The sequence below is a fragment of the Methylobacterium durans genome, assembly GCF_003173715.1.
GTDB classification, from domain to species: domain Bacteria; phylum Pseudomonadota; class Alphaproteobacteria; order Rhizobiales; family Beijerinckiaceae; genus Methylobacterium; species Methylobacterium durans.
The window spans coordinates 2,912,638-2,936,356 of sequence record NZ_CP029550.1; the positions used below are offsets into that span (position 1 = coordinate 2,912,638).

The 23,719-nt window shown below is 70.3% G+C and carries 17 protein-coding genes and 3 pseudogenes; 19 read left to right on the forward strand and 1 reads right to left on the reverse strand.

Features of this window, described 5'->3' with window-relative positions; genetic code table 11:
- Positions 1–7 precede the first annotated feature (7 nt).
- The 15 genes and pseudogenes from DK389_RS13335 to DK389_RS13405 all read left to right on the forward strand — a co-directional run bounded on the left by DK389_RS13335 (position 8) and on the right by DK389_RS13405 (position 19,076).
- Positions 8–1,470 (forward strand): annotated as a pseudogene (locus DK389_RS13335) (UDP-N-acetylmuramoylalanyl-D-glutamyl-2,6-diaminopimelate--D-alanyl-D-alanine ligase).
- Positions 1,471–1,582: 112 nt separating this feature from the next.
- Entirely contained in the window at positions 1,583–2,668 is a 1,086-nt protein-coding gene (gene mraY, locus DK389_RS13340) for a phospho-N-acetylmuramoyl-pentapeptide-transferase (protein ID WP_109890216.1), read from the forward strand.
- Between the two features lie 58 nt (positions 2,669–2,726).
- Positions 2,727–4,093, forward strand: a pseudogene (murD, locus tag DK389_RS13345) (UDP-N-acetylmuramoyl-L-alanine--D-glutamate ligase).
- A 121-nt stretch (positions 4,094–4,214) separates the two neighbouring features.
- Complete coding sequence (locus DK389_RS13350) at positions 4,215–5,381, forward strand: FtsW/RodA/SpoVE family cell cycle protein (protein ID WP_109890218.1); 1,167 nt, start codon at positions 4,215–4,217, stop codon at positions 5,379–5,381.
- Positions 5,378–6,487: an undecaprenyldiphospho-muramoylpentapeptide beta-N-acetylglucosaminyltransferase gene (murG, locus tag DK389_RS13355; protein WP_109890220.1), complete on the forward strand. Its 1,110-nt coding sequence runs from the start codon at positions 5,378–5,380 to the stop codon at positions 6,485–6,487. The genes DK389_RS13350 and murG overlap by 4 nt, the downstream gene beginning before the upstream one ends.
- Positions 6,488–6,533: 46 nt before the next feature.
- Positions 6,534–7,940, forward strand: a complete 1,407-nt coding sequence (gene murC / locus DK389_RS13360) for a UDP-N-acetylmuramate--L-alanine ligase (protein WP_109890222.1) — start codon at positions 6,534–6,536, stop codon at positions 7,938–7,940.
- Between the two features lie 116 nt (positions 7,941–8,056).
- On the forward strand, positions 8,057–8,977 hold the full coding sequence (gene murB / locus DK389_RS13365) for a UDP-N-acetylmuramate dehydrogenase (RefSeq protein ID WP_109890224.1): 921 nt from the start codon (positions 8,057–8,059) through the stop codon (positions 8,975–8,977).
- 68 nt (positions 8,978–9,045) lie between these two features.
- Positions 9,046–9,968: pseudogene (locus DK389_RS13370) on the forward strand (D-alanine--D-alanine ligase).
- Positions 9,935–10,870: a cell division protein FtsQ/DivIB gene (locus tag DK389_RS13375; RefSeq protein WP_109890226.1), complete on the forward strand. Its 936-nt coding sequence runs from the start codon at positions 9,935–9,937 to the stop codon at positions 10,868–10,870. The pseudogene DK389_RS13370 and the gene DK389_RS13375 overlap by 34 nt, the downstream one beginning before the upstream one ends.
- Positions 10,871–10,928: 58 nt before the next feature.
- Positions 10,929–12,251 carry a cell division protein FtsA gene (ftsA, locus tag DK389_RS13380; protein WP_109890228.1) on the forward strand — a complete coding sequence of 441 codons (1,323 nt, stop codon included), beginning with the start codon at positions 10,929–10,931 and terminating at the stop codon, positions 12,249–12,251.
- Between the two features lie 105 nt (positions 12,252–12,356).
- The gene (gene ftsZ, locus DK389_RS13385; RefSeq protein ID WP_109890230.1) at positions 12,357–14,120 is read left to right on the forward strand and encodes a cell division protein FtsZ; all 1,764 of its coding nucleotides are present in this window, start codon (positions 12,357–12,359) and stop codon (positions 14,118–14,120) included.
- A gap of 672 nt (positions 14,121–14,792) precedes the next feature.
- Positions 14,793–15,740: a UDP-3-O-acyl-N-acetylglucosamine deacetylase gene (lpxC, locus tag DK389_RS13390; protein ID WP_109890232.1), complete on the forward strand. Its 948-nt coding sequence runs from the start codon at positions 14,793–14,795 to the stop codon at positions 15,738–15,740.
- 223 nt (positions 15,741–15,963) lie between these two features.
- Complete coding sequence (locus tag DK389_RS13395; protein ID WP_109890234.1) at positions 15,964–16,842, forward strand: outer membrane protein assembly factor BamD; 879 nt, start codon at positions 15,964–15,966, stop codon at positions 16,840–16,842.
- Between the two features lie 141 nt (positions 16,843–16,983).
- On the forward strand, positions 16,984–18,657 hold the full coding sequence (recN, locus tag DK389_RS13400; protein WP_109890236.1) for a DNA repair protein RecN: 1,674 nt from the start codon (positions 16,984–16,986) through the stop codon (positions 18,655–18,657).
- A gap of 206 nt (positions 18,658–18,863) precedes the next feature.
- Positions 18,864–19,076, forward strand: a complete 213-nt coding sequence (locus tag DK389_RS13405) for a hypothetical protein (RefSeq protein ID WP_109890238.1) — start codon at positions 18,864–18,866, stop codon at positions 19,074–19,076.
- 3 nt (positions 19,077–19,079) lie between these two features.
- Here the strand turns inward: DK389_RS13405 and DK389_RS13410 are convergent, their stop codons facing one another.
- Positions 19,080–19,361, reverse strand: coding sequence for a hypothetical protein (locus DK389_RS13410; protein WP_109890240.1), 282 nt, complete (start codon positions 19,359–19,361; stop codon positions 19,080–19,082).
- Between the two features lie 342 nt (positions 19,362–19,703).
- On the opposite strand from DK389_RS13410, the gene pstS reads away from it, so the two are divergent.
- The 4 genes from pstS to pstB all read left to right on the forward strand — a co-directional run bounded on the left by pstS (position 19,704) and on the right by pstB (position 23,718).
- Positions 19,704–20,744, forward strand: a complete 1,041-nt coding sequence (gene pstS / locus DK389_RS13415) for a phosphate ABC transporter substrate-binding protein PstS (RefSeq protein ID WP_109890241.1) — start codon at positions 19,704–19,706, stop codon at positions 20,742–20,744.
- A gap of 212 nt (positions 20,745–20,956) precedes the next feature.
- Complete coding sequence (pstC, locus tag DK389_RS13420) at positions 20,957–21,934, forward strand: phosphate ABC transporter permease subunit PstC (protein WP_109890243.1); 978 nt, start codon at positions 20,957–20,959, stop codon at positions 21,932–21,934.
- 11 nt (positions 21,935–21,945) lie between these two features.
- The gene (gene pstA / locus DK389_RS13425) at positions 21,946–22,848 is read left to right on the forward strand and encodes a phosphate ABC transporter permease PstA (protein WP_109890245.1); all 903 of its coding nucleotides are present in this window, start codon (positions 21,946–21,948) and stop codon (positions 22,846–22,848) included.
- 54 nt (positions 22,849–22,902) lie between these two features.
- Positions 22,903–23,718: a phosphate ABC transporter ATP-binding protein PstB gene (pstB, locus tag DK389_RS13430; RefSeq protein ID WP_109890246.1), complete on the forward strand. Its 816-nt coding sequence runs from the start codon at positions 22,903–22,905 to the stop codon at positions 23,716–23,718.
- Position 23,719 lies beyond the last annotated feature (1 nt).

A 23,719-nucleotide genomic window follows, 5' to 3' on the forward strand; every position in this document is an offset into this window, starting at 1 on the left:
CGACCAGATAACCGACGCGCCGCTCTGGGTCGCCGCTGATCTCGCCTCGGCGACCGGCGGCCGCTTCGTCGGCGAGGCCCGCCCGATCACCGGCGCCTCGATCGATACCCGCAGCCTTCAGCCCGGCGACCTGTTCTTCGCGATCCGCGGCGAGGCCCGAGACGGGCACGACTTCGCTCCCGACGCGCTGAAGCGCGGAGCCGGAGCGGCGGTCGTCTCCGAATCCCGCGCCGGGGACTTCGTCGGCCATGGTCCCGTGCTGGCGGTTCCGGAAGGGTCGGACGATCCGGTCCTCGACGCCATGCGCCGCCTCGGGCAGGCCGCCCGTGCGCGCACCGAGGCCGCGATCGTCGCGGTGACGGGCTCCGTCGGCAAGACCGGCACCAAGGAGGCCCTTCGCCACGTGCTCTCGGCGCAAGGGGCGACCCACGCGTCGGTCGCCTCCTACAACAACCACTGGGGCGTGCCCCTGACGCTCACCCGCATGCCGGCCGAGACCCGTTTCGGCGTGTTCGAGATCGGCATGAACCACGCCGCCGAGATCCTGCCGCTCACCGCGATGGTCCGGCCGGACGTGGCGCTGATCACCACGGTCGAGCCGGTCCATATCGAGCATTTCCGCTCGCTCTCGGCCATCGCCGACGCGAAGGGCGAGATCTTCTCCGGGCTGAAGCCCGGCGGCGTCGCCGTGATCAACCGCGACAACCCGAACTTTCCCCGCCTGCTCGCCCACGCGCAGGCTTCCCGCGCCGGGCGCGTCGTCACATTCGGCGAACATCCGGACGCCGACGTGCGGGCCAACCGCATCGTGCTGCGCCCCGACCTGTCTGTGGTCGACGCGCGCGTGATGGGCATTCCCGTCACCTACCAGCTCGGCACGCCGGGCCGGCACGTCGCCATGAACTCGCTCGGCGTGATGGGCGTCGTGCACGCGCTCGGTGCCGATCTCGCCCGCGCCGCCCTCTCGCTCGCGGCCCTGAAGCCGCCGGTCGGCCGCGGCGAGCGCACCGCGCTCGCGATCAAGGGCGGCGAGGCCTTCCTCGTCGACGAGAGCTACAACGCCAACCCGGCCTCGATCCGCGCGGCGCTGGCGACGCTCGCCGCCATCGAGACCGGTCCGCGCGGGCGCCGCATCGCCGTGCTCGGCGACATGCTGGAGCTCGGCGAGGGGGCCGAGCGCCACCACCGGGAACTTGCCGCCGCCGCCGAGGCGAGCGGGATCGATCTCGTCTTCACCGCGGGCGCCCTGATGCGTCACCTGTTCGAGGCGCTGCCGGTCGGTCGCCGGGGGTCGCCTGCGCCACCTCGACCGACCTCGTCGAGCCGCTGCTCGGCGCCTTGCGGCCCGGCGACGCCGTGATGGTGAAGGGCTCGAACAGCATCCGCATGGGGCGGATTGTCGAGGCGCTCAAAGCCCGCTACGCGATCGACCCTGCGCAGCGCGGGGCGGCCCTCTCGGCGGCCCCGTGACGTCTCTTCTCGCGCCGCGATCCTGCCTCGGACGGACGTGGACGGGCCGGAGGTCGCCGCACCCTCCCACGCCCCGCCTCCCCAATCGAACCCTGCTGCGGCCGAGCCCCGGATGCTGTATCTCCTCTCGGACTTGAGCGGCAGTTTCTCGCCCTTCAACGTCTTCCGCTACATCACCTTCCGCACCGGCGGCGCGCTGTTCACGGCGGGCCTGTTCGTGTTCTGGTTCGGCCCCTGGATCATCTCGCTGCTGCGCCTGCGGCAGGGTAAGGGCCAGCCGATCCGCGAGGATGGCCCGCAATCGCACCTCCTCACGAAGCGCGGCACGCCGACGATGGGCGGGCTGATGATCCTGGCCGGCGCCATCGTGGCGGTGCTGCTCTGGGCGAACCCGCGCAACCACTACGTCTGGATCACCCTTGCGGTGACGCTGGGCTTCGGCGCCATCGGCTTCTACGACGACTACCTCAAGGTCACGAAGCAGTCCCACAAGGGCTTCTCCGGCAAGTTCCGGCTCGCGCTCGAAGCGCTCCTGGCCGTGAGCGCCTGCACGATGATCGCGCTCTACTCGCCGGCCGCCCTGCAGAACCAACTCGCCTTCCCGGTCTTCAAGGACGCGCTCCTGAATCTCGGCTGGTTCTACGTGCTGTTCGCCGGATTCGTGATCGTGGGCGCGGGCAACGCGGTCAACATCACGGACGGGCTCGACGGGCTCGCGATCGTGCCCGTGATGATCGCGTGCGGCACCTTCGGAGTGATCGCCTACCTCGTCGGAAACTCTTTCACCGCCAACTACTTGCAAGTGAACTACGTGCGTGACACGGGCGAGCTCGCGATCGTCTGCGGCGCGGTGATCGGTGCGGGCCTCGGCTTCCTCTGGTTCAATGCTCCGCCCGCGCAGATCTTCATGGGCGACACCGGCTCGCTGGCATTGGGCGGCCTCCTCGGCACCGTGGCGGTGGCCACGAAGCACGAGATCGTGCTCGCCATCGTCGGCGGCCTGTTCGTCCTCGAGATCATGTCGGTGATCATCCAGGTCGCCTCCTTCAAGCTCACGGGCAAGCGCGTCTTCCGGATGGCGCCGATCCACCACCATTTCGAGCAGAAGGGCTGGAAGGAGCCGCAGGTCGTGATCCGCTTCTGGATCATCGCCGTGATCCTGGCGCTGGCCGGCCTCGCGACCCTGAAGTTGCGCTAGGCGCGACGATATGGTCCTTCGGCGGCGAAATTCGACGTCGCCGCGTACCGGAACATCCATGACCCCCGTCACCACCTACGAAGGGCGCCGCGTCGCCTTGTTCGGCCTCGGCGGCTCGGGACTCGCGACTGCCCTCGCGCTCAGGGCCGGCGGCGCCGCGGTCGCGGCCTGGGACGACAACCCGGCGAGCCGGGAGCGGGCGCGGGAGCAGGGCATCGAGACGGTGGATCTCCGCGAGGCTGACTGGTCGGACTTCGCCGCCCTGGTCCTGTCGCCCGGCGTGCCGCTGACCCATCCCGAGCCCCACTGGACGGTGGGCCTCGCCCGGGCGGCCGGCGTCGCGGTGATCGGCGATGTCGAGCTGTTCTGCCGCGAGCGGGCGAAGAGCGCGCCGGGCAGCCCCTTCATCGCGATCACCGGCACCAACGGCAAGTCGACGACGACGGCGCTGATTGCCCATCTCCTGCGCGAGACCGGGCAGGACGTGCAGATGGGCGGCAACATCGGCACCGCGATCCTGTCGCTGGAGCCGCCGATGGCGGGCCGCGTCCACGTGATCGAGCTGTCTTCCTTCCAGATCGACCTGACGCCGTCGCTGAAGCCCTCCGTCGGCATCCTCCTCAACATCACGCCGGACCATCTCGACCGGCACGGCACCATGGAGCAATACGCGGCCATCAAGGAGCGGCTTGTGGCGGGCGCCGACCTCGCGGTCGTCGGCATCGACGACGGCCCGAGCCGGCTCATCGCGGAGCGGCGCGAGGGCCCAACCGTCCGCGTCCACGTCGCCGGCCCGACCGAGGCGCTCGCCCCCGCAGGCGGGCTCGTCGCCCGGGACGGCGTGATCCGCGAGGGCGAGGCGGTGGTGGCGGAGCTTGCCGGCATCGGCTCGCTGCGCGGCGCGCACAATTGGCAGAACGCGGCCGTTGCGGCCGCCGCCGTGCGCGGCCTCGGAGTGAGCGGCGAGGCGCTGCAGGCGGCTCTGCGAAGCTTCCCCGGCCTGCCGCACCGGATGGAGGAGGTGGCCCGGCGCGGCCGCGTGCTCTTCGTCAACGATTCCAAGGCGACGAACGCCGATTCCACCGAGAAGGCCCTCACCGCGTTCCGTGACATCCACTGGATCCTCGGCGGCAAGGCCAAGGAGGGCGGCATCTACCCCCTCGTGCCCCTGTTCCCCGCGTCGCCCACGCCTACCTGATCGGCGCGGCGAGTGACGCCTTCGCGGCGACGCTGGAGGGCGCCGTGCCCTATACCCGCTGCGAGACCCTCGACGTCGCGACCCGCGCCGCCGCTGAGGGCGCGGCCGCGTCCGGAGCGCCCGAGCCCGTGGTGCTGCTCTCGCCGGCCTGCGCCTCCTACGATCAGTTCCGCAGCTTCGAGGAGCGCGGCGACCGCTTCCGCGAGCTCGTGCGGGCGCTACCCTGAGTCGTGACGGACGTCAGAAACCGATAACCATAAGAGACCCTTTACCATTCGGGCACAGGATCGCGGCCGGCTGTCGGACGCCTCCCCCGGGGCGTCCCCCGGACGGAGCACGCCGCTTGCCATGATGTCCCGCGCGGAACGCACGCCCCTGACCGATTGGTGGTGGACCGTCGACCGCGGCCTGCTCGCCGCCCTCGGCGCTCTCATGGTGGCCGGCCTCGTCTTCCTGATGGGTGGCGGGCCTCCGGTGGCCGAGCGCATCGGCCTGCCGACCTTCTATTTCCTGAACCGGCAGGCGCTCTATCTCGCGCCCACCATCCTCCTCATTGTCGCGGTCTCGTTCCTGTCGCTGCGCCACGTCCGGCGGATCGCCCTCGTGACCTGGCTGCTCGGGGTGGTTCTCTGCGTGCTCGCCGGCAAGTTCGGCCCGGAGATCAAGGGCGCGCACCGCTGGATCCAGTTCGGCTCCTTCGGCCTGCAGCCCTCGGAGTTCGTGAAGCCCGCCTTCGTGGTGGTGGCGGCCTGGGCCTTCTCGGAGGGTGCGCAGCGGCGCGACATGCCGGGCGGCTTCCTCGCCATCCTGCTCCTGCCGATCACCATCGTGCCGCTGATCCTGCAGCCCGATTTCGGGCAGACCATGCTGATCACGATCGTCTGGTGCGCCCTGTTCTTCGTGGCCGGCCTGCACTGGTTCTGGGTGGCGGGCCTCGGCGCCCTCGGCCTGATCGGCGTGTTCACCGCCTACACGTTCCTGCACCACGTTCGCGAGCGCATCACCCGCTTCCTCGACAAGGATTCGGGCGACAGCTTCCAGGAATTCTGGTCGCGGGAATCGTTCCGCTCCGGCGGCTGGTTCGGCACCGGCCCGGGGGAGGGGGTGGCCAAGCGCCACCTGCCCGACGCACATACGGACTTCATCTTCTCGGTCACCGGCGAGGAGTTCGGCGTGCTGGTCTGTCTCGGTCTCGTGGCGCTCTTCGCCTTCATCGTCATGCGCGGCCTGAAACTCGCGCGGCGCACCGACGACACCTTCTCGCGGCTCGCCATCACCGGGCTGACCACCCTGTTCGGCCTGCAGGCGTGCATCAATATGGCGGTGAACACGCGCCTCATGCCCGCCAAGGGCATGACGCTGCCCTTCGTCTCCTACGGAGGCTCGTCGCTGATCTCGCTGGCGCTTGGCATGGGCTTCCTCATCGCGCTGACCCGCAAGCGTCCCCGCGTGACCATGCTCAGCCAGAAGCCGCCGGGCACCGCGCCCGCCACCGTCGCGGGAGTGATGCGGTGACGGTCTTCCAGGCGACGATCCTGCTCTGCGCCGGCGGCACGGGGGGGCACCTCTTCCCGGCCGAGAGCCTCGCGCACGCGCTACGCGACCGGGGCCTGCGCGTCGCTCTCGCCACCGACGCGCGGGTCGATTCGATCGCGCAGGAATTCCCGCCCTCCGAGATCGTCACGATCCCCTCGGCGACGCCTTCGGGGCGCTCGCTGATGCGCCGCGCGGGCGCGCTCCTGACGCTGGGGCGCGGCTTCGGGGAGGCGGCCCGCCAGATCCGGCGCATCAATCCGGCCGTCGTCGTCGGGTTCGGCGGCTACCCGACCGTGCCGCCGATGCTGGCTGCGCAGATCCTGCGTGTCCCGACCGTGCTCCACGAGCAGAACGCCGTGATGGGCCGCGCCAACGCCTTCCTGGCGCGGGGCGCCCGCACCATCTGCACCGGCTTCGCCGAAGTGCGCGGCGTGCCGGACAAGGCGACGGCGCCCCGCATCCACACCGGCAACCCGCTGCGTCCGGCCGTGATCGAGGCGGCCGGGACGGCCTTTCCGCCGCTCGGCCCCGGCGACGACCTGCACCTCCTCGTCTTCGGCGGCAGCCAGGGCGCGCGCGTGATGGGTGAGGTGGTGCCCAAGGCCGTCGCGCAACTGCCCGCGGACCTGCGCGCCCGCCTCGTCCTCGTCCAGCAGGTCCGATCCGAAGACCTGACAGCAGTCCAGAACGCGTATCTCGCGATGGGCCTGCGCGGCATCGAGGCCGCGCCCTTCTTCCGCGACCTGCCGGGGCGGATGGCCGCGAGCCATCTCGTCGTCGCGCGGTCCGGCGCCTCGACCGTCTCCGAACTCGCCGCGATCGGGCGGCCCGCGATCCTGGTGCCGCTGCCCGGCGCCCTCGACCAGGACCAGGCGGCCAACGCCGCGACGCTGGCTCGGATCGACGCGGCGCTCGCGATCCCGCAAAGCGCCTTCACCGCGGACCGCCTCACGGCCGAGCTCGTCGACCGCTTCGGAAATCCCGAAAAATTGACCCGGGCGGCTGCAGCGGCCAAAAGCGCGGGCATTCACGACGCCGCCGAGCGTCTCGCCGCGGTCGTCCTTGAGACGGCTGCCCGCACCTGACAATCCCGATCCCGCGCCGAGGCGCCCGAACGGAACGGTTCTGACCATGAAGCTGCCCGACAAGCTCGGACCCATCCACTTTATCGGCATCGGCGGCATCGGCATGTCCGGCATCGCCGAGGTGATGCACAACCTCGGCTACACGGTGCAGGGGTCGGACGCGAACGACAACGCCAATGTCCGGCGCCTCTCCGAGAAGGGCATGCGCACCTTCGTTGGCCACGCCGCCGAGAACGTCGAGGAGGCGGCCCTCGTCGTCGTCTCGACGGCGATCCGTCGCGACAATCCGGAGCTGGTCGCCGCCCGCGAGCGCCGCCTGCCCGTGGTGCGCCGCGCCGAGATGCTGGCCGAACTGATGCGCTTCAAATCCTGCGTGGCGATCGCCGGTACCCACGGCAAGACCACGACGACCTCGCTCGTCGCGACGCTCCTCGACGCCGGCAACCTCGACCCCACCGTCATCAACGGCGGCATCATCAACGCCTACGGCACCAACGCCCGCATGGGCGAGGGCGAGTGGATGGTGGTCGAGGCCGACGAATCGGACGGCACGTTCCTGAAGCTCCCGGCGGACGTGGCGATCGTCACCAACATCGACCCCGAGCACCTCGACCATTTCGGCTCGTTCGACGCGGTGAAGGACGCCTTCCGGCGCTTCATCGACAACATCCCCTTCTACGGCTTCGCCGTGATGTGCATCGACCACCCGATCGTGCAGGACCTCGTCGGGCACATCGAGGACCGGCGCATCATCACCTACGGCGAGAATCCGCAGGCCGACGTGCGCCTCCTCGACGTGGATCTTCGCGGCGGCCAGAGCCGCTTCCGCGTGATGATCCGCGACCGCCGCCCCGGCTTCCGGATGGAGATGGAGGATCTGGTGCTGCCGATGCCCGGCAAGCACAACGCGCTGAACGCCACCGCGGCGCTCGCCGTGGCGCACGAGCTCGGCGTCTCTCCGGAGGAGATCCGGAAGGCGCTCGCCGGCTTCGGCGGCGTCAAGCGGCGCTTCACCCGCACGGGCGAGTGGAACGGCGCCCAGATCTTCGACGATTACGGACACCATCCGGTGGAGATCAAGGCGGTGCTGAAGGCCGCCCGCGCCTCGACGGACGGCAGCGTCGTCGCCGTGGTGCAGCCCCACCGCTACACCCGCCTGCAGACGCTGTTCGACGATTTCTGCACCTGCTTCAACGATGCCGACACGGTCATCGTCGCCCCCGTCTACGCGGCGGGCGAGCAGCCGATCGAGGGCATCGACCGCGACGGGCTGGTGGCGGGCCTGAAGTCGCGCGGCCACCGGGATGCGGTGGCGCTGGAGCGATCGGAGGATCTGGCCGGCATCGTCGCGGGTCTCGCCAAGCCCGGCGACTACGTTGTGTGCCTCGGCGCCGGCAACATCACGCAATGGGCCTACGCGCTGCCGGGTGAGCTCGCGAGCCTGAAGCGGTGAGGGCGTGCAGGCTGCGCCCTGCGGGCGGGTGAGGCCGACCCCGCCCGCCATGCCGTCCCCGCACCGCTCTGGCGGCCCCATCCGGCGGCCCGGCTCCGCCCATCGCGAACGCTAGCATGACCTACCCCGACATCATCGACGACATTCGCGCCCGGGCGCCGAAGCTCCGCGGCCGGCTCCTCGCGAACCAGCCGCTCTCGGACCTGACGTGGTTCCGCGTCGGCGGCCCGGCGCAGGTTCTGTTCACGCCCGCCGATGACGAGGATCTCGGCCTCCTCCTCGCGGCTCTCGACCCGGGCTTGCCGGTGACCGTGATCGGCCTCGGCTCGAACCTCATCGTGCGCGACGGCGGGGTGCCGGGCGTGGTGGTGCGTCTCGGCGGGAAGGCCTTCGGCAGCGTCGAGATCGACGGCGAGAGCCTGCGCGTCGGAACCGCCGTGCCGGACATGCGGCTCGCCAAGTCCGCGGCCGAGGCCGGGCTCGACGGGCTCGCCTTCTTCCGCGGCATCCCGGGCTCGGTCGGCGGCGCCCTGCGCATGAATGCGGGCGCGCATGGCGGCGAGACCACCGACGTCCTCGTCGAGGCGCGGGGTGTCGACCGGCGCGGCGCCCTGCGGGTTTTCACCCACGCCGAGATGGGCTTCGCCTACCGGCATTCGTCCGCGCCGGACGACGTGATCTTCACGAGCGCCCTGTTCCGGGGCCGGCCGGGTGACCGCGCGGCGATCGAGGCCGAGATGGAGCGGGTCACCGCCGCCCGGGAGGCCGCCCAGCCGATCCGCGAGCGAACCGGCGGCTCGACCTTCAAGAACCCGCCGGGCGGCAAGGCGTGGCAGCTCGTCGACGCGGCCGGCTGCCGGGGCCTGACGGTCGGAGGCGCCCAGGTCTCCGAGATGCACTGCAACTTCCTGATCAATCGCGGCGGCGCCAGTGCGGCCGACATCGAGGGCCTCGGCGAGGAGGTGCGCCGGCGTGTGCGCGAGACCTCCGGCGTCGAGCTGCACTGGGAGATCAAGCGGATCGGGATCGCGGCCTGATCGAGGTCGCCGCCGCCCGGTACGGCAATCCGCGAACGTCCAATCACCCCCAACCCATGAGCCCGTCCATGCCCAAGCACGTCGCCGTCCTGATGGGCGGATGGTCCTCCGAGCGTGAGATCTCGCTCCGCTCCGGAACCGCCTGCGCGCGCGCCCTGGAGGAGCAGGGCTATCGCGTCACTCCCGTCGATGTCGGGCCCGATGTCGCGACCGTGCTGACGGCGCTGCGGCCGGACGCCGCCTTCAACGCGCTGCACGGACCGGCCGGCGAGGACGGCACTATCCAGGGCCTCCTGGAGCTCCTGAAGATCCCCTACACCCACTCGGGCGTCCTGGCCTCGGCGCTCGCCATGCACAAGGAGCGTGCCAAAACGATCATGAAAGCGGCCGGAGTCAGCGTGCCGGAGGGCCGCGTCGTTAACCGTCATGATGCAGCCAGAGCACACCCGTTAACCCCTCCCTACGTCGTCAAGCCGATCGCGGAAGGCTCCTCGATGGGGGTCATCATCGTCCGCGAGGAGCGCTCGCACCCGCCCCAGATCCTCAGCTCGGATGAATGGACCTACGGCGAGCAAGTCCTTGCGGAGACTTACGTTGCGGGCCGCGAGCTGACCTGCGCGGTGATGGGCGATCGGGCCCTCGGGGTGATCGAGATCAAGCCGGCCTCAGGGGAGTGGTACGACTTCGACGCGAAGTACGCCGCGGGGGGTCGATCCACGTGCTGCCGGCAGAAATTAAACCAAATGTTTACCAGCGTGTCCAAGAGTTGTCGTTAACGGCGCATCAAGCACTGGGCTGCCGGGGCGTCAGCCGTGCCGACCTTCGCTACGACGATACACCGGGTGGAACCGGTGCCCTCGTCGTGCTGGAGGTCAACACGCAACCCGGCATGACCCAGACGAGCCTTGTGCCGGAGATCGCAGCCCACGCTGGCTTGAGTTTCGGTGAGCTCGTCCGATGGATGGTGGAGGACGCTACTCTGGGCCGCTGAGCCCCGCCGGATATCCCGGTGACGGCGGCCTGCGCGCGCGCCTCGCGGGCCGCCTGCCCCGCTTTCTCCGCCGCAGCCGCCGCCCGCGGCCGGTGACCCCCATCGCCGAGCGCCTGCCGCCCTACCTCGGCACGCTCGGCGTCTCGGCCGCCTTCGCGCTGGTCGCCGTCACGGGCTTCGTGGCGAGCGGACGCTACGACGCCTTCGTCGCCGAGCATGGGCGGCCCCTCGACATCGCCGCCCGGCTCGCCGGATTCGGCGTCGAGCGCGTGACCATCTCCGGCATCTCCCGCATGTACGAGCGCGAGGTGCTGCAGGCCGCCGGCATCGACGGGCGTTCCTCCGTCGTCTTCCTCGACGTGACCGCGGTGCGGGATCGCCTGATGCAGGTGCCGCTCATCGCGACCGCGTCCGTGCGCAAGCTCTACCCGAACGAGATCGTCATCAACCAGGTCGAGCGCGAGCCCGCCGCCCTCTGGCAGAAGAACGGCGAACTCAGCGTCATCGCGGCCGACGGCACCGTCATCGACACGATGCGGGACGACCGCTACGCGAGCCTGCCCCTCGTGGTCGGCGAGGAGGCGAATACCCGCCTCGGCGAGTATCTCGGTCTGATCGCGGCGGCCGGCAGCCTCGGCGAGCGCATCAAGGCCGGCACCTTCGTCTCGGGCCGCCGCTGGACCCTGAAGCTCGACGGCGTCGACGTGCGCCTGCCGGAGAACGGTGCCGCCGAGGCCCTCGCGCGCCTCGTGCGGATCGAGCGCGAGGCGAAGATCCTCGAGAAGGACATCATCGCGGTCGACCTGCGCATGCCGGACCGCGTCGTGGTGCGCCTGACCGAGGAGGCCGCCGCCGCCCGGGCCGAGAGCCAGAAGAAGCCGAAGAAGGGGACGGCGACATGAGCCGGCTCCCGAGTCTTCCCCCGCGTCCGTCCCCGTTCCCTTCGTCCGGTAGCGTTCGATGCACAGCCACCACGGCCTCACGCCGAGACTGAAGCCGCTCTCCGCCCGCCGGAGCGCGACGCTCTCGGTCCTCGACATCGGAACGAGCAAGGTCGTCTGCCTCATCGCCGAGCTGCAGCCGGCCGAGGCGCTGACGACGCTCAAGGGCCGCACGCACCTCGCCCGCATCATCGGCATCGGCCATCACCGCTCGCGCGGCCTGAAGGGCGGTGCCGTGGTCGACCTCGAAGCCGCCGAACACTCCATCCGGCAGGCGGTCCAGGCCGCCGAACGGATGGCGAAGGTCGAGGTCCAGTCGGTCATCGTCAACATGTCGGGCGGCCGGCTCGGCTCGCAGCATTTCGAGGCGCGGGTCAACGTCCGCACCGGCACTGTCACGGGAGCGGACGTCGAGCGGGTCTTGGAAACCGCGAGCGCCCACGCCGTCAGCCCGGGCCGCGCCGTGCTCCACGCCCTGCCGACGGGCTACGCGCTGGACGGGCAGGGCGCCGTGATCGATCCTTCAGGGATGATCGGCGACGCGCTCGGCGTCGATCTCCACGTCGTCACCAGCGAGGCGGCCGCCGCCCGCAACCTGATGCTCGCCGTCGAGCATTGCCATCTCGGCGTCGAGGCAGTGATCGCCACACCCTACGCCGCCGGCCTCTCGGCCCTCGTCGACGATGAGGCGGAGATGGGCGTCGCCGTTGTCGACATGGGCGGCGGCACCACCAGCGTCGGCGTGTTCTCGGGCGGGCACCTCGTCCACGTCGACGCGATCGCGGTGGGCGGCCACCACGTCACCATGGACATCGCCCGCGGGCTCTCGACGCGGGTCGCCGCGGCCGAGCGCCTCAAGACTCTCTACGGCTCCGCCATCGCCACGCCCTCCGACGAGCGCGACATGATCGCGGTCCACGGAGTCGGCGAGGACGAGGCCGACGCGCCGACCCACGTGCCCCGCTCCCACCTCGTGCGGATCATCCGCCCGCGGGTGGAGGAGGTGGTGGAGCTGGTCCGCGACCGCCTGCGCAATGCCGGCTTCGCCGAGCAGGCGGGCCGCCGCGTCGTGCTCACGGGCGGTGCCAGCCAGCTCGTCGGCCTGCCCGAGGTCACCCGCCGGGTGATGCAGGGTCAGGTCCGGATCGGACGGCCGCTCGGCATCCGCGGATTGCCGGAGGCCGCCAAGGGCCCCGCCTTCTCGGCGGCGGTCGGGCTCCTCGTCTACCCGCAGGTGGCCCATGCGGAGCATTTCGAGCCGCGCGGGGCAGGCGCCTTCGCGGGCACGGGAACGGACGGATATTTCGGGCGGATCCTGACCTGGATCGGCCAGAGCTTCTGAGGTGAGACGCGGCGGCCGGGACGGGCCGCCGCGGCATCAAACGCAATCGGCACCCCCGACGGGGCGCCACAGCACATCGCGAAAGTCACGAGAGGGTCGAGCACCATGGCCATCAGTCTGCAGGCGCCGGACATCCGGGAACTCAAGCCCCGCATCACCGTCTTCGGTGTCGGCGGAGCCGGCGGCAACGCCGTCAACAACATGATCGAGTCGGGGCTCCTCGGCTGCGAGTTCGTCGTGGCCAACACCGACGCGCAGGCGCTGACCTCCTCGAAGGCCGAGCGGGTCATCCAGATGGGTCTCGGGGTGACGCAGGGCCTCGGCGCGGGCTCGCATCCCGAGGTCGGCTCGGCCGCGGCCGAAGAGGTGATCGACGAGATCCGCGACCAGCTCTCCGGCGCGCATATGTGCTTCATCACCGCCGGCATGGGCGGCGGCACCGGCACGGGCGCCGCCCCCGTCATCGCCCGGGCCGCCCGCGACATGGGCATCCTGACGGTCGGCGTCGTGACGAAGCCTTTCCAGTTCGAGGGCATCCGCCGGATGCGCACGGCCGAGACCGGCATCCAGGAGCTGCAGGCCGCCGTCGACACCCTGATCGTGATCCCGAACCAGAACCTGTTCCGGGTCGCCAACGAGAAGACCACCTTCGCCGACGCCTTCGCGATGGCCGATCAGGTGCTCTACTCGGGCGTCGCCTGCATCACCGACCTGATGGTGAAGGAGGGCCTGATCAACCTCGACTTCGCCGACGTGCGCGCGATCATGCGCGGCATGGGCAAGGCCATGATGGGCACGGGCGAGGCATCCGGCGAGAAGCGCGCGAACCGCGCCGCCGAGGCCGCCATCGCCAACCCGCTCCTCGACGACGTCTCGATGAAAGGCGCGCGCGGCTTGCTGATCTCGATCACGGGCGGCAACGACCTCACCCTGTACGAGCTCGACGAGGCGGCGACCCGCATCCGCGAGGAGGTCGACCAGGACGCCAACATCATCCTGGGCGCCACCTTCGACGAGAGCCTCGACGGCATCATCCGGGTCTCTGTCGTCGCCACCGGCATCGAGCCGCTCCTGATCTCGGCGAACTCGCCGAACAACCCTGAGATCGTGCAGACAGAGCAGCGCATCGCCGAGGTCGCCGAGCGCCTGCGGGCCGAGGCCCGCGCCCGCGCCGCCCATCCGGCCCCGCGCGGGACCGATTCCGTGCCGCAGGTGATGACGCAGAGCCCGCTTCAGGTCGCTCCGGTGGCGAGCCCCGTCATGGCCGCGCGCCCGGCTGCGCCGGAGACGATGATCGCTGGTGAACCGCGGGCCGAGGCTCCGGCCCATGTCGTGCGCGACGATGTCGTGCTGACCCAGGCGCAGCCCCGCGTCGCGGTGCCCTACGCAGCACCGCCCGCGCCGCAGGCGGAGCCCGCCGCGCCCATCGCCGCCGGTCCCTACGTGCCGCCGCGCCCGGCCGCCCCGGCGACCGCGGCCGCGCCGCTCGCCCGCCCGCCGCGGATGCCGCAGATCCACGAGCTGCCCCCGATCGGCCAAGCTCAGATCCGGGCCAGCCGCGGCGAGGAGCCGGCCGAAGCTCCCGCCGACTCGAAGCGGATGACGCTGCTGCGCCGCCTCGCCACGGTCGGCTTCGGCGGCCGCCGGGAGGAGCCCGAGGCTGCCCCGGCGCCTGCCCGCGCCCCGGCCCCGCCCCCGCAGCACGCCCTGCCTCCGGCGGCCCCGCCGGCGCCCCGCGCGCCCGTGGCGCCGGCCTACCGCCCCGCCCAGGGCAACCTCGATCCGCAAGGCCGCGCCGCGCCGGCCCCGCGGATGATGGATGACGACCAGCTGGAGATCCCGGCCTTCCTCCGCCGCCAGGCAAACTGAGCGGAGGGGTCCCTCCCCGCGGGGAGGGACATCCCGGGGCGGTGCAGGAAGCACCCCCGAGCCTTCTTCCGCCACCTCTTCGCCCTCTCCCCTCCCCGCAACGGGGAGGGGATGCACGCACGGGGGCAACGGCCGATGTCCCGGTGGCGACATTCGCGTCTCGCCGGGGAAGAGCCCAGCCTCCCGCGTCGCGCCAACCCGAGCCGGCCTTCATACGCCCATTCACAATTCGTCCGAAGGCGCGCGAACCGGGGACGCCGGGTTCGCGCAGCGCCGCGCGGAACTCCGCGCGGTTAGGCTCTGCCGGCCTCGAACGCAGCCCCAATCGGCGTCGGACCGTCCCATCCCGGGAGCGGGGCGGCTGCGCCCACGGAGACGTTGCGGTTTTTCGGCCACAGCCGCCGCTATACAACCTGCTGCCGTTAACCTTTTGTTAACACATTGATCGAAAAGGGCTTTCGGATTCATGTGCGAATCCGTTGGCTGTAACAGAGCGTAAGAATCCGTGATTTGATCCCGGCTTTTGCGCGCCGCTATAGAAAATTCCGGAACGACAAAAGCGCGGCGGTTCTGCCGCCCGCGCACGCAGGGGCACTAAGCAGCGGACGGATAGAGAGGGTCTTCGCGCGTTCAGTCGCGCCGAGGAGCCTGATCGCGGCCGAGGGCTAAGGAATGCGAACGAACCAACAAACAACCCTCAGAGCGCCGACGACGCTGTCCGGAATCGGCGTCCATTCGGGCAATCCGGCGGAGATCACGCTCCACCCCGCCCCCGCCAATCACGGTATCGCCTTCCTCCGAACCGGGATGCCCACGGGCAACGACCGGCTCATCAAAGCCCACCACGCCTGCGTCTCCGCCACAGAACTGTGCACCGTCATCGGCGACGTCGCGACCGGCGCGGTCGCCACGGTCGAGCACCTGATGTCCGCCCTGTACGGGCTCGGCATCGACAACGCGCTGATCGAGATCGACGGGCCGGAGATGCCCATCCTCGACGGCAGCGCCCTTCCCTTCGTACGTGCCATCGACGGCGTCGGCCTCACGACCTGCGGGGCGCCCCGCAAGTGGATCAAGGTCCTTCGTCCCGTCCGCATCGAGGTCGGCCGCGCCTTCGCCGAGCTCCGCCCCATCGACCGGGGCTTCCGCCTCGACGTCGAGATCGATTTCGAGAGCCCGGTGATCGGCCGCAGCCGCAAGGCCATGGACCTCACCGCCGCCTCCTACCGCCGCGAGATCGCGGGCGCCCGTACCTTCGGGATGATGAAGGACGTGGAGCGCTACTGGAAGGCGGGCTTCGCGCTCGGCGCCTCCCTTGAGAACACCGTCGCCGTCGGCGAGACCGCCGTGGTGAACCCGGAAGGCCTGCGCTTCGCCGATGAGTTCGTCCGCCACAAGTTCCTCGACGCGGTCGGCGATCTCGCCCTTGCCGGCCTGCCGCTCCAGGGAGCCTACCGCTCCTATTGCGGCGGTCATCGCATGAATGTCGGCGTCCTCACCGCCCTCTTCTCCGATCGCGCCAATTACGCGATCGTCGAGGCCCAGGGCGGCCGCCGGGAGAGCGCGCTCGCCGAGTTCGGCGTCGGCCTCGGGATCGCCGCCTTCGCGGGCGACCTGTAACCCTCAAGACACAGCCCGCATCCGATCGCGCCGGCGGCATGGCCGCCGTTTTCACGCCCGAATTGGACGCCAGGGTGAATCGTCTGTGAAGAGTGGGCTTCGGGGCAAGCGGCGGTGCGCGGCACCGTGGCATGGTCCCCGCCCGCCGGATCGACACTCGTGATGGCTTGGCGGCGCGAGGCTCTCGCAGAATGAGCCGCGCCTGTTGGGGAATGAACCGCAAATGCCTGTCACCTATCCGAACCGCGGTGCGCTGGCGGCCGTGCTCCTGAGCGTCCTCGGCCTCGGACTCGGCGGTTGCGACGCGCTCGATTCGATCAATCCCTTCGCCGAGAAGTACAAGCCCGAGGTCATCCCGGACGTCCCCGCGGACAAGCTCTACAGCGAGGGCTTGGCCAAGATGGAAGACAGCGACTACGAGGGCGCGGTCAAGAAGTTCGGCGACCTCGACAAGCAGTATTCCTACTCCGACTGGTCGCGCAAAGCGCTGCTGATGACAGCCTACGCGAATTACGAGGGCCAGAAGTACGACGACGCGATCAACGCCTCGAAGCGCTACCTGCAGCGCCACCCGGCGAGCAAGGACGCGGCCTACGCCCAGTACCTGATGGCGATGTCGCAGTATAAGCAGATCCCCGACGTGACCCGCGACCAGGACCGCTCGGAGAAGGCGCTCGTCGCCCTCCAGGAACTGGTCCAGCGCTACCCCACCTCGGAATACGCCAACGACGCCAAGGCCAAGATCCAGATCACCCGCGACCAGATCGCCGGCAAGGAAATGGAGGTGGGCCGCTACTACCTGCAGAAGCGCAACTTCCCGGCCGCGATCAACCGTTTCCGCGACGTGATCAGCAAGTACCAGACGACCCGCCACACCGAGGAGGCGCTGGAGCGCCTCGTCGAGGCCTACATGGCACTCGGCATCACCCAGGAGGCGCAGAACGCCGCGGCGGTGCTCGGGCACAATTTCCCCGACTCGCCCTGGTATAAGGATGCCCACGCGCTCCTGCAGAACGGCGGCCTGGAGCCGCGTGAGGAGAAGGGCTCCTGGCTGAGCCGCGTCTTCTCATCGGTCACCGGGCGCACCGCCTCGGCTCAGTAAGGCCGCCCGGCGGTCCTTCTACGAATCGCGGGCGAGGCCGGCAGACGCCGCCTCGCCCGCGCTGCATTTTAGGCGTGCGCTCCGCAGCGCTTGGCCTTACATGACGGCCTTCCAGAGTGACGACAGGGCTTCCGACGCGGCATGCTCGTGCAGCTTGCGATCCGCGACATCGTTCTGATCGACAAGCTTGAGCTGAACTTCCGCGACGGGCTGAGCGTCCTGACCGGCGAGACAGGCGCGGGCAAGTCGATCCTCCTCGACGCCTTCGCCCTGGCCCTCGGCGGCCGCGGTGACGGGCGCCTCGTGCGCCACGGCGAAAGCCAGGGCAGCGTCACTGCCGTCTTCGACGCGCCCCTCGACCACCCGGCCCGCGCCGTCGCGGCGGAGGCCGAGATCGACACCGAAGGCGACCTGATCCTGCGCCGCACGCAGATGGCGGACGGGCGCACCCGCGCCTTCGTCAACGACCAGCCCGTGGGCGTGCAGGTGCTGCGCGCGATCGGCGCGGCCCTCGTCGAGATTCACGGCCAGCACGATGACCGGGCTCTCGCCGACCCCTCAACGCACCGCGCCATCCTCGACGCCTTCGGTGGGCTCCAGGGACCGCTCGCGGCGGTCGGCGAGGCCGCAAAGCGCGTGCGCGGCGCTCGCGGAGCGCTCGCCGACCAACGCGCCCGCGTCGAGGCCGCGCGCAAGGAATCGGACTTCCTGCGCCACGCCGTGGACGAACTCGCGACCCTCGATCCCCAGCCCGGTGAGGAAGCGACGCTCGCCGAGCGCCGCACCGTGATGCAGCAGAGCGAGAAGGTGGCGCGCGAGCTCAACGACGCGCTGGAGGCGGTCGGCGGCGCGAATTCCGGCAGCGCCCATCTCTCGTCGGCCGTGCGCAAGCTGGAGCGGCGGGCCGCGCAACTGCCTGCCCTCGTCGAGCCCTGCATCGCCGCCCTCGACGCGGCCTTGGTGGCGCTCGACGAGGCGCGCGCCGTTCTCGACGCGGCCCTCTCCGAGACCGAGTTCGATCCGCGCGAGCTGGAGCGGGTCGAGGAGCGGCTGTTCGCCCTGCGCGCCGCCTCCCGCAAATACGACGTGGCGGCCGACGATCTCGCGGCCCTGCGCGAGCGCTACGTCGCGGACGTCGCGGCGATCGACGCGGGCGAGGAGGCGCTCGGCGGCCTGCAGCAGGCGCTCGATGCCGCCGAGGCCGCCTACGCCAAGGCGGCGACCAAGCTCAGCGAGTGTCGGAAGCGGGCGGCCAAATCACTCGACGCGGCCGTGAAGGCGGAGCTGCCCCCGCTCAAGCTCGAGCGCGCCCGCTTCATCACCGAGATCGCGACCGATCCCGATTCGCGCGACGCCGCGGGCAGCGACCGGGTCGAGTTCTGGGCCCAGACGAATCCCGGCACGCGGCCGGGGCCGATGATGAAAGTGGCCTCCGGCGGCGAGCTTTCCCGGTTCATGCTGGCGCTGAAGGTGGTGCTCGCCGACAAGGGTTCGGCGCCGACCCTGATCTTCGACGAGATCGACACCGGCGTCGGCGGCGCGGTCGCGGACGCGATCGGCGCGCGGCTCGCCCGGCTGTCGCGCGACGTGCAGGTCGTCGCCGTCACCCACGCCCCCCAGGTGGCGGCGCGGGCGCAGACGCATTTCCTGATCGCCAAGGACCCGGTCAAGGGCAGCGATCGGGTCGCGACACGGGTCGCGACACTGCCCGTCGAGGCGCGGCGCGAGGAGATCGCCCGGATGCTCGCGGGCGCAACGGTCACCGACGAGGCGCGCGCGGCCGCGGCGCGGCTTCTGCAAGGTGCGGGGGCTTGAGGGCGCGCGCCGCACGCTCCGCGACCAGTCACGCAGCGTATTCGGCGCTGCCCGCTGCGCTCGGCGCATCCTCACCATGCGAACCGCGCGCCGCAGACTTGCGCACAACTTGGCCGTAATGATTTGTTAACCATCCCGCGCGAGATTCACCGCGACGCTCCCTGCCTTCTGCGGGGAGCGGCGTTCCAGTCTCAAGGGGAGAGACGATGCGCGAGGAGATCGCACAATCGGATAGCTTCTCGACGGAGGGTTGCACCTCCGCTCCGGTTCTCAGTGTCGACACCCGCTTCCGCCTCGGCCATGCGCTTCGCACGATCTACGAGGACAGCGTCGACCGGCAGCCGATTCCCGATTCGCAGGTCGACCTGCTTCTGCGCCTGCGCCACAAGGAGCGCGACAGGCAGCGCGGCTCCGTCTGACGATCACCAGCGCCGCGCACCCGGCCGGCGCTTGTACTCGGCGGCGCGGATCATCGTCAGCACCTGATCGAGATCCCGGAGCTGGCTCGCCTCTTCGGCCTTGATGCGGGCCGCGTCGGCCGCGTCGGCCGCACAACGCAGGCGGATCTGCACGAGCGCGAGGCTCCGCTCCAGCGCTTCGCGCCGCCGGTGAAGCTCCAGATAGGCGGCCTCGGTCGGATCCGCCGGATCCCGGCCCGCCTGATCCGCCGCGACTGCGGAAAGTCCGTTGTCCACGCTCGACATCGTATCCGTCCGGCGACGCGCCGCGGATTGAGGATCCGCGACCGTTCCGCTTGAGGAACGCGCGAGGCCGCCAAACCGTGCCATTGCGGGTGTCGACCTCGGCCGATCCCTGCCTTGGACGTGCGGATCCGCGCCAGAGAACCTGCGGTTGAGTGCGTAAGCGGTGCGGAGGCTCGCTCCCGCCCGGCGCTGTCATCCGCCTGTCATGTCCCCGTCATAGAGGCGGCATCGTCGGGCGGCTATCGCAGCCCCGGCCGGCTTCTCAGCCGTCCGCGCAATGCCTCAGGGCTCCGGAACCGGAGCGCCGCGGGGCTCGACGCCCGGCAGCAAACGGAGACGCACGTGAAACCCTTCAGCTACGCGCTCGCCATCGGCATCGCGACGATTCAGCTCGCCCTCCCCGCAACGGCCGCCGACATCACCGGTGCCGGTGCCACGTTCCCCTTCCCCGTCTACTCGAAGTGGGCCGAGGCCTACCGCAAGGAAACCGGCACCGGCCTGAATTATCAGTCGATCGGCTCCGGCGGCGGCATCAAGCAGATCCAGGCCAAGACCGTCGATTTCGGCGCCACGGACGCGCCCCTCAAGGGCGCGGCCCTCGAGAAGGACGGCCTCGTCCAGTTCCCGACCGTGATGGGCGGCGTCGTCACCGTGGTGAACATCGCCGGCGTCGAGCCGGGCAAGCTCAAGCTCACGGGCGAGGTCGTGGCCGACATCTACGCCGGCCGGATCACCAAGTGGTCGGACCCGAAGATCGCCGCGCTCAACGAGGGCGTGAAGCTGCCCGAGGCGACGATCACTCCGGTCTACCGCTCCGACGCGTCCGGCACGACGAACATCTTCACCACCTATCTCTCCCAGGTCTCCGAGCCCTGGAAGAAGGAGTTCGGTGCGGCCACCACCATCTCCTGGCCGGCCGGCCAGGGCGGCAAGGGCAACGAGGGCGTCACCGCCACCGTCAAGCAGGTCCCGAACGCCATCGGCTACGTCGAGTCGGCCTACGCCAAGCAGAACAAGCTCAGCCACACGCTGATCCAGAACAAGGCCGGCAAGTATCCGCAGCCGGACGACAAGGCGTTCCAGGCCGCCGCCGCCAGCGCCGACTGGAAGGCCGCCCCGGGCTTCGGCATCTCGCTCACGAACCAGGCCGGCGAGGGAGCGTGGCCGATCACCGCCGCGACCTTCATCCTGGTCTACAAGGATCCGGCCGACGCCGCGAAGTCGACGGATGTGCTCAAGTTCTTCGACTGGGCCTACAAGAACGGCGACAAGCTCGCGACCGAGCTCGACTACGTGCCCCTGCCCGACAACGTCGTCGGCCTGATCCACGAGGAGTGGAAGCAGATCAAGGGCAAGGACGGGAAGCCCGTCTTCAACATGTGAGGCCGACCCTGCCTCCTCCCCGGGTGGATCTCGGGCTCGCCCGAGATCCACCCGGGCGAGGGGAGCGATGGGATGCGGACGGTCCTGCCGGCCCGTCACGGCGCCACCCTCACCCTCGATCCCTCCCCCGCACGGGGGAGGGGCGTGCCTGCCGCCCCGCTCGCATCCGAACCCGCCGCGCGCTAAACGCCTCGAACCGACGAGAATTGCGGATGGCCTCCTTGACCGAACAGATCGCGCTGGCGCGCTCCGATGCGGGAATCGTCCGCAGACCCCCGAGCAAGGGGCTCGACGGCCTGTTCCGCGCCGCCGCCTACGGCTCCGCCCTGATCGTCCTCCTCGTGCTCGCCGGCATCCTCGGCTCGATCGCCTACGGCGGCTGGCCGGCCTTCCGCGAGTTCGGGCCGGGCTTCGTCACCTCCACGGCCTGGAACATCGGCACCGAGCAGTTCGGCGCCTGGGTCGCCGTCGTCGGCACGATCGCCTCGGCGCTGATCGCCCTCCTGATCGGCGTGCCGCTCTCGCTCGCCATCGCCGTCTACCTGACGCAGCTCTGCCCCGGCTGGGCGCGCAAGCCCGTCGCCATGACGATCGAGCTCCTCGCCGCGGTGCCGAGCATCATCTACGGGATGTGGGGCCTGTTCATCTTCGCGCCGCTCTTCGCGCGCTTCGTGCAGGTGCCGGTCTCGAACCTCGTCGAGGGGCTGCCCATCGTCGGCACGCTGCTCTACGCCCGCGTGCCCTCGGGCGTCGGCATCCTGACGGCGGGCATCATCCTCGCCATCATGATCGTGCCCTTCGTGGCCTCGATCACCCGCGACATGCTCGACCAGATCCCGACCATCCTGCGCGAGAGCGCCTACGGGATCGGCTGCACCACCTGGGAAGTGGTTCGCCACGTGCTGGTGCCGCAGGCCTCGGTCTCGATCATCGGCGCCATCATGCTCGGCCTCGGCCGGGCGCTCGGCGAGACCATGGCGGTCACCTTCGTGATCGGCAACGCCAACCGCCTCTCCGCCTCGATTTTCGATCCGGGCTCGACCATCGCCTCGCGGATCGCCAACGAGTTCAACGAGGCGGATGGCATGCAGCTCAACGCGCTGATGGCGCTCGGCTGCATTCTCTTCGTCGTCACCTTCATCGTGCTCATCATCGCGCGCCTGCTCGTGCGCCGCGTCAAGGTCGCCTGAGGAGGCCACCGATGGATGCCGCCAACCCCATGACGCAAGCCGCGACCCGGGATCGCCCGCCGATCGGGAGCCGCGTGCGCCCGAGCCGCCGCGCGGCCGACCGGACCCTGAAGGTTGCCTGTCTGGTGGCGACGCTGATCGGCGCCGTGGTGCTCGGCTCGATCCTGCTGATGCTCATCGTCGAGGGGCTGCGCGGCTTCTCGGCGACGCTCCTGACCCAGCCGACGCCGGGCCCCGGCTCGGAGGGCGGCGGCATCGCCAATGCGGTGCTCGGCAGCCTCGTCCTCACCCTGATCGGCATCGTGGTGGCGACCCCGATCGGCGTGATGGCGGGGACCTATCTCGCCGAGTACGGCCGCGGCTCGAAGCTCGCCGACGTGATCCGCTTCCTCAACGACGTGCTGCTCTCCGCGCCCTCGATCCTGATCGGCCTGTTCGTCTACACCCTGATGGTGCGGCCGATGGGGACCTACTCGGGCTGGGCCGGGGGCGTGGCGCTCGCCATCATCGCGACGCCGGTCATCGTGCGCACCACCGAGGACATGCTGCGCCTCGTTCCGGGCCCCTTGCGCGAGGCCGGCGCCGCCCTCGGCGCACCGCCCTCCCGCGTGATCATGAGCGTGACGTGGCGGGCCGCCTCCGCCGGCATCGTCACGGGCGTGATCCTGGCGCTCGCCCGCATCGCCGGCGAGACGGCGCCGCTCCTGTTCACGGCCCTCAACAACAACTCCTGGTTCAATGCCAGCCTGATGGGCGGCGTCGCGAACCTGCCGGTGATGATCTACCAGTTCGCCCTCTCGCCCTACCCGAACTGGCAGAGCCTCGCCTGGGCCGGCGCCCTCCTGATCACGGTCGCGATCCTCGCCCTCTCGGTGGTGGCGCGCCTCGTCGTGAAGTCCGAGCGGGCGCGCTGAGCGCCCGCGCACCGATCCCTCTCCGGCCGAACGGCCTTCCGAAGGAACCACCCGATGAGCGCCTCCCCCGCCGTCAGCGCGTCGCTCAGCGGCCGCAGCCAGGCCAACGCCAGCGCGCCCGTTCGTATCGCCGTGAAGAACCTCGACTTCTACTACGGCACGTTCCACGGCCTGAAGAACATCAACCTCAATTTCCACGACCGGCAGGTCACGGCGCTGATCGGGCCTTCGGGCTGCGGGAAGTCGACGCTGCTGCGCACCTTCAACCGGATCTACAGCCTCTATCCCGAGCAGCGGGCGGACGGCGAGATCCTCCTCGACGGCCAGAACATCCTCGACCCGAAGGTCGACCTCAACGAGCTGCGCGCCCGGGTCGGCATGGTGTTCCAGAAGCCGACGCCCTTCCCGATGTCGATCTACGACAACGTCGCCTTCGGGCTTCGCCTCTACGAGCGCCTGCCGAAGGCCGAGCTCGACCTGCGGGTCGAGGAAAGCCTGCGCAAGGCCGCCCTCTGGGACGAGGTGAAGGACAAGCTCAAGCAGTCCGGCATGGGTCTCTCGGGCGGGCAGCAGCAGCGCCTCTGCATCGCCCGCACGGTGGCGCAGCGCCCGGAGGTGATCCTGTTCGACGAGCCGACTTCGGCCCTCGACCCGATCTCGACGGGGCGCATCGAGGAACTGATCGAGCAGCTGCGGGACGAGTTCACCATCGCCATCGTGACGCACAACATGCAGCAGGCGGCCCGCATCTCGCAGTTCACCGCCTTCATGTATCTCGGCGAGCTCGTCGAGTTCGGCCCCACCACCCGGATCTTCATGAACCCGGAGAAGCGGCAGACGCAGGACTACATCACCGGCCGCTTCGGCTGAG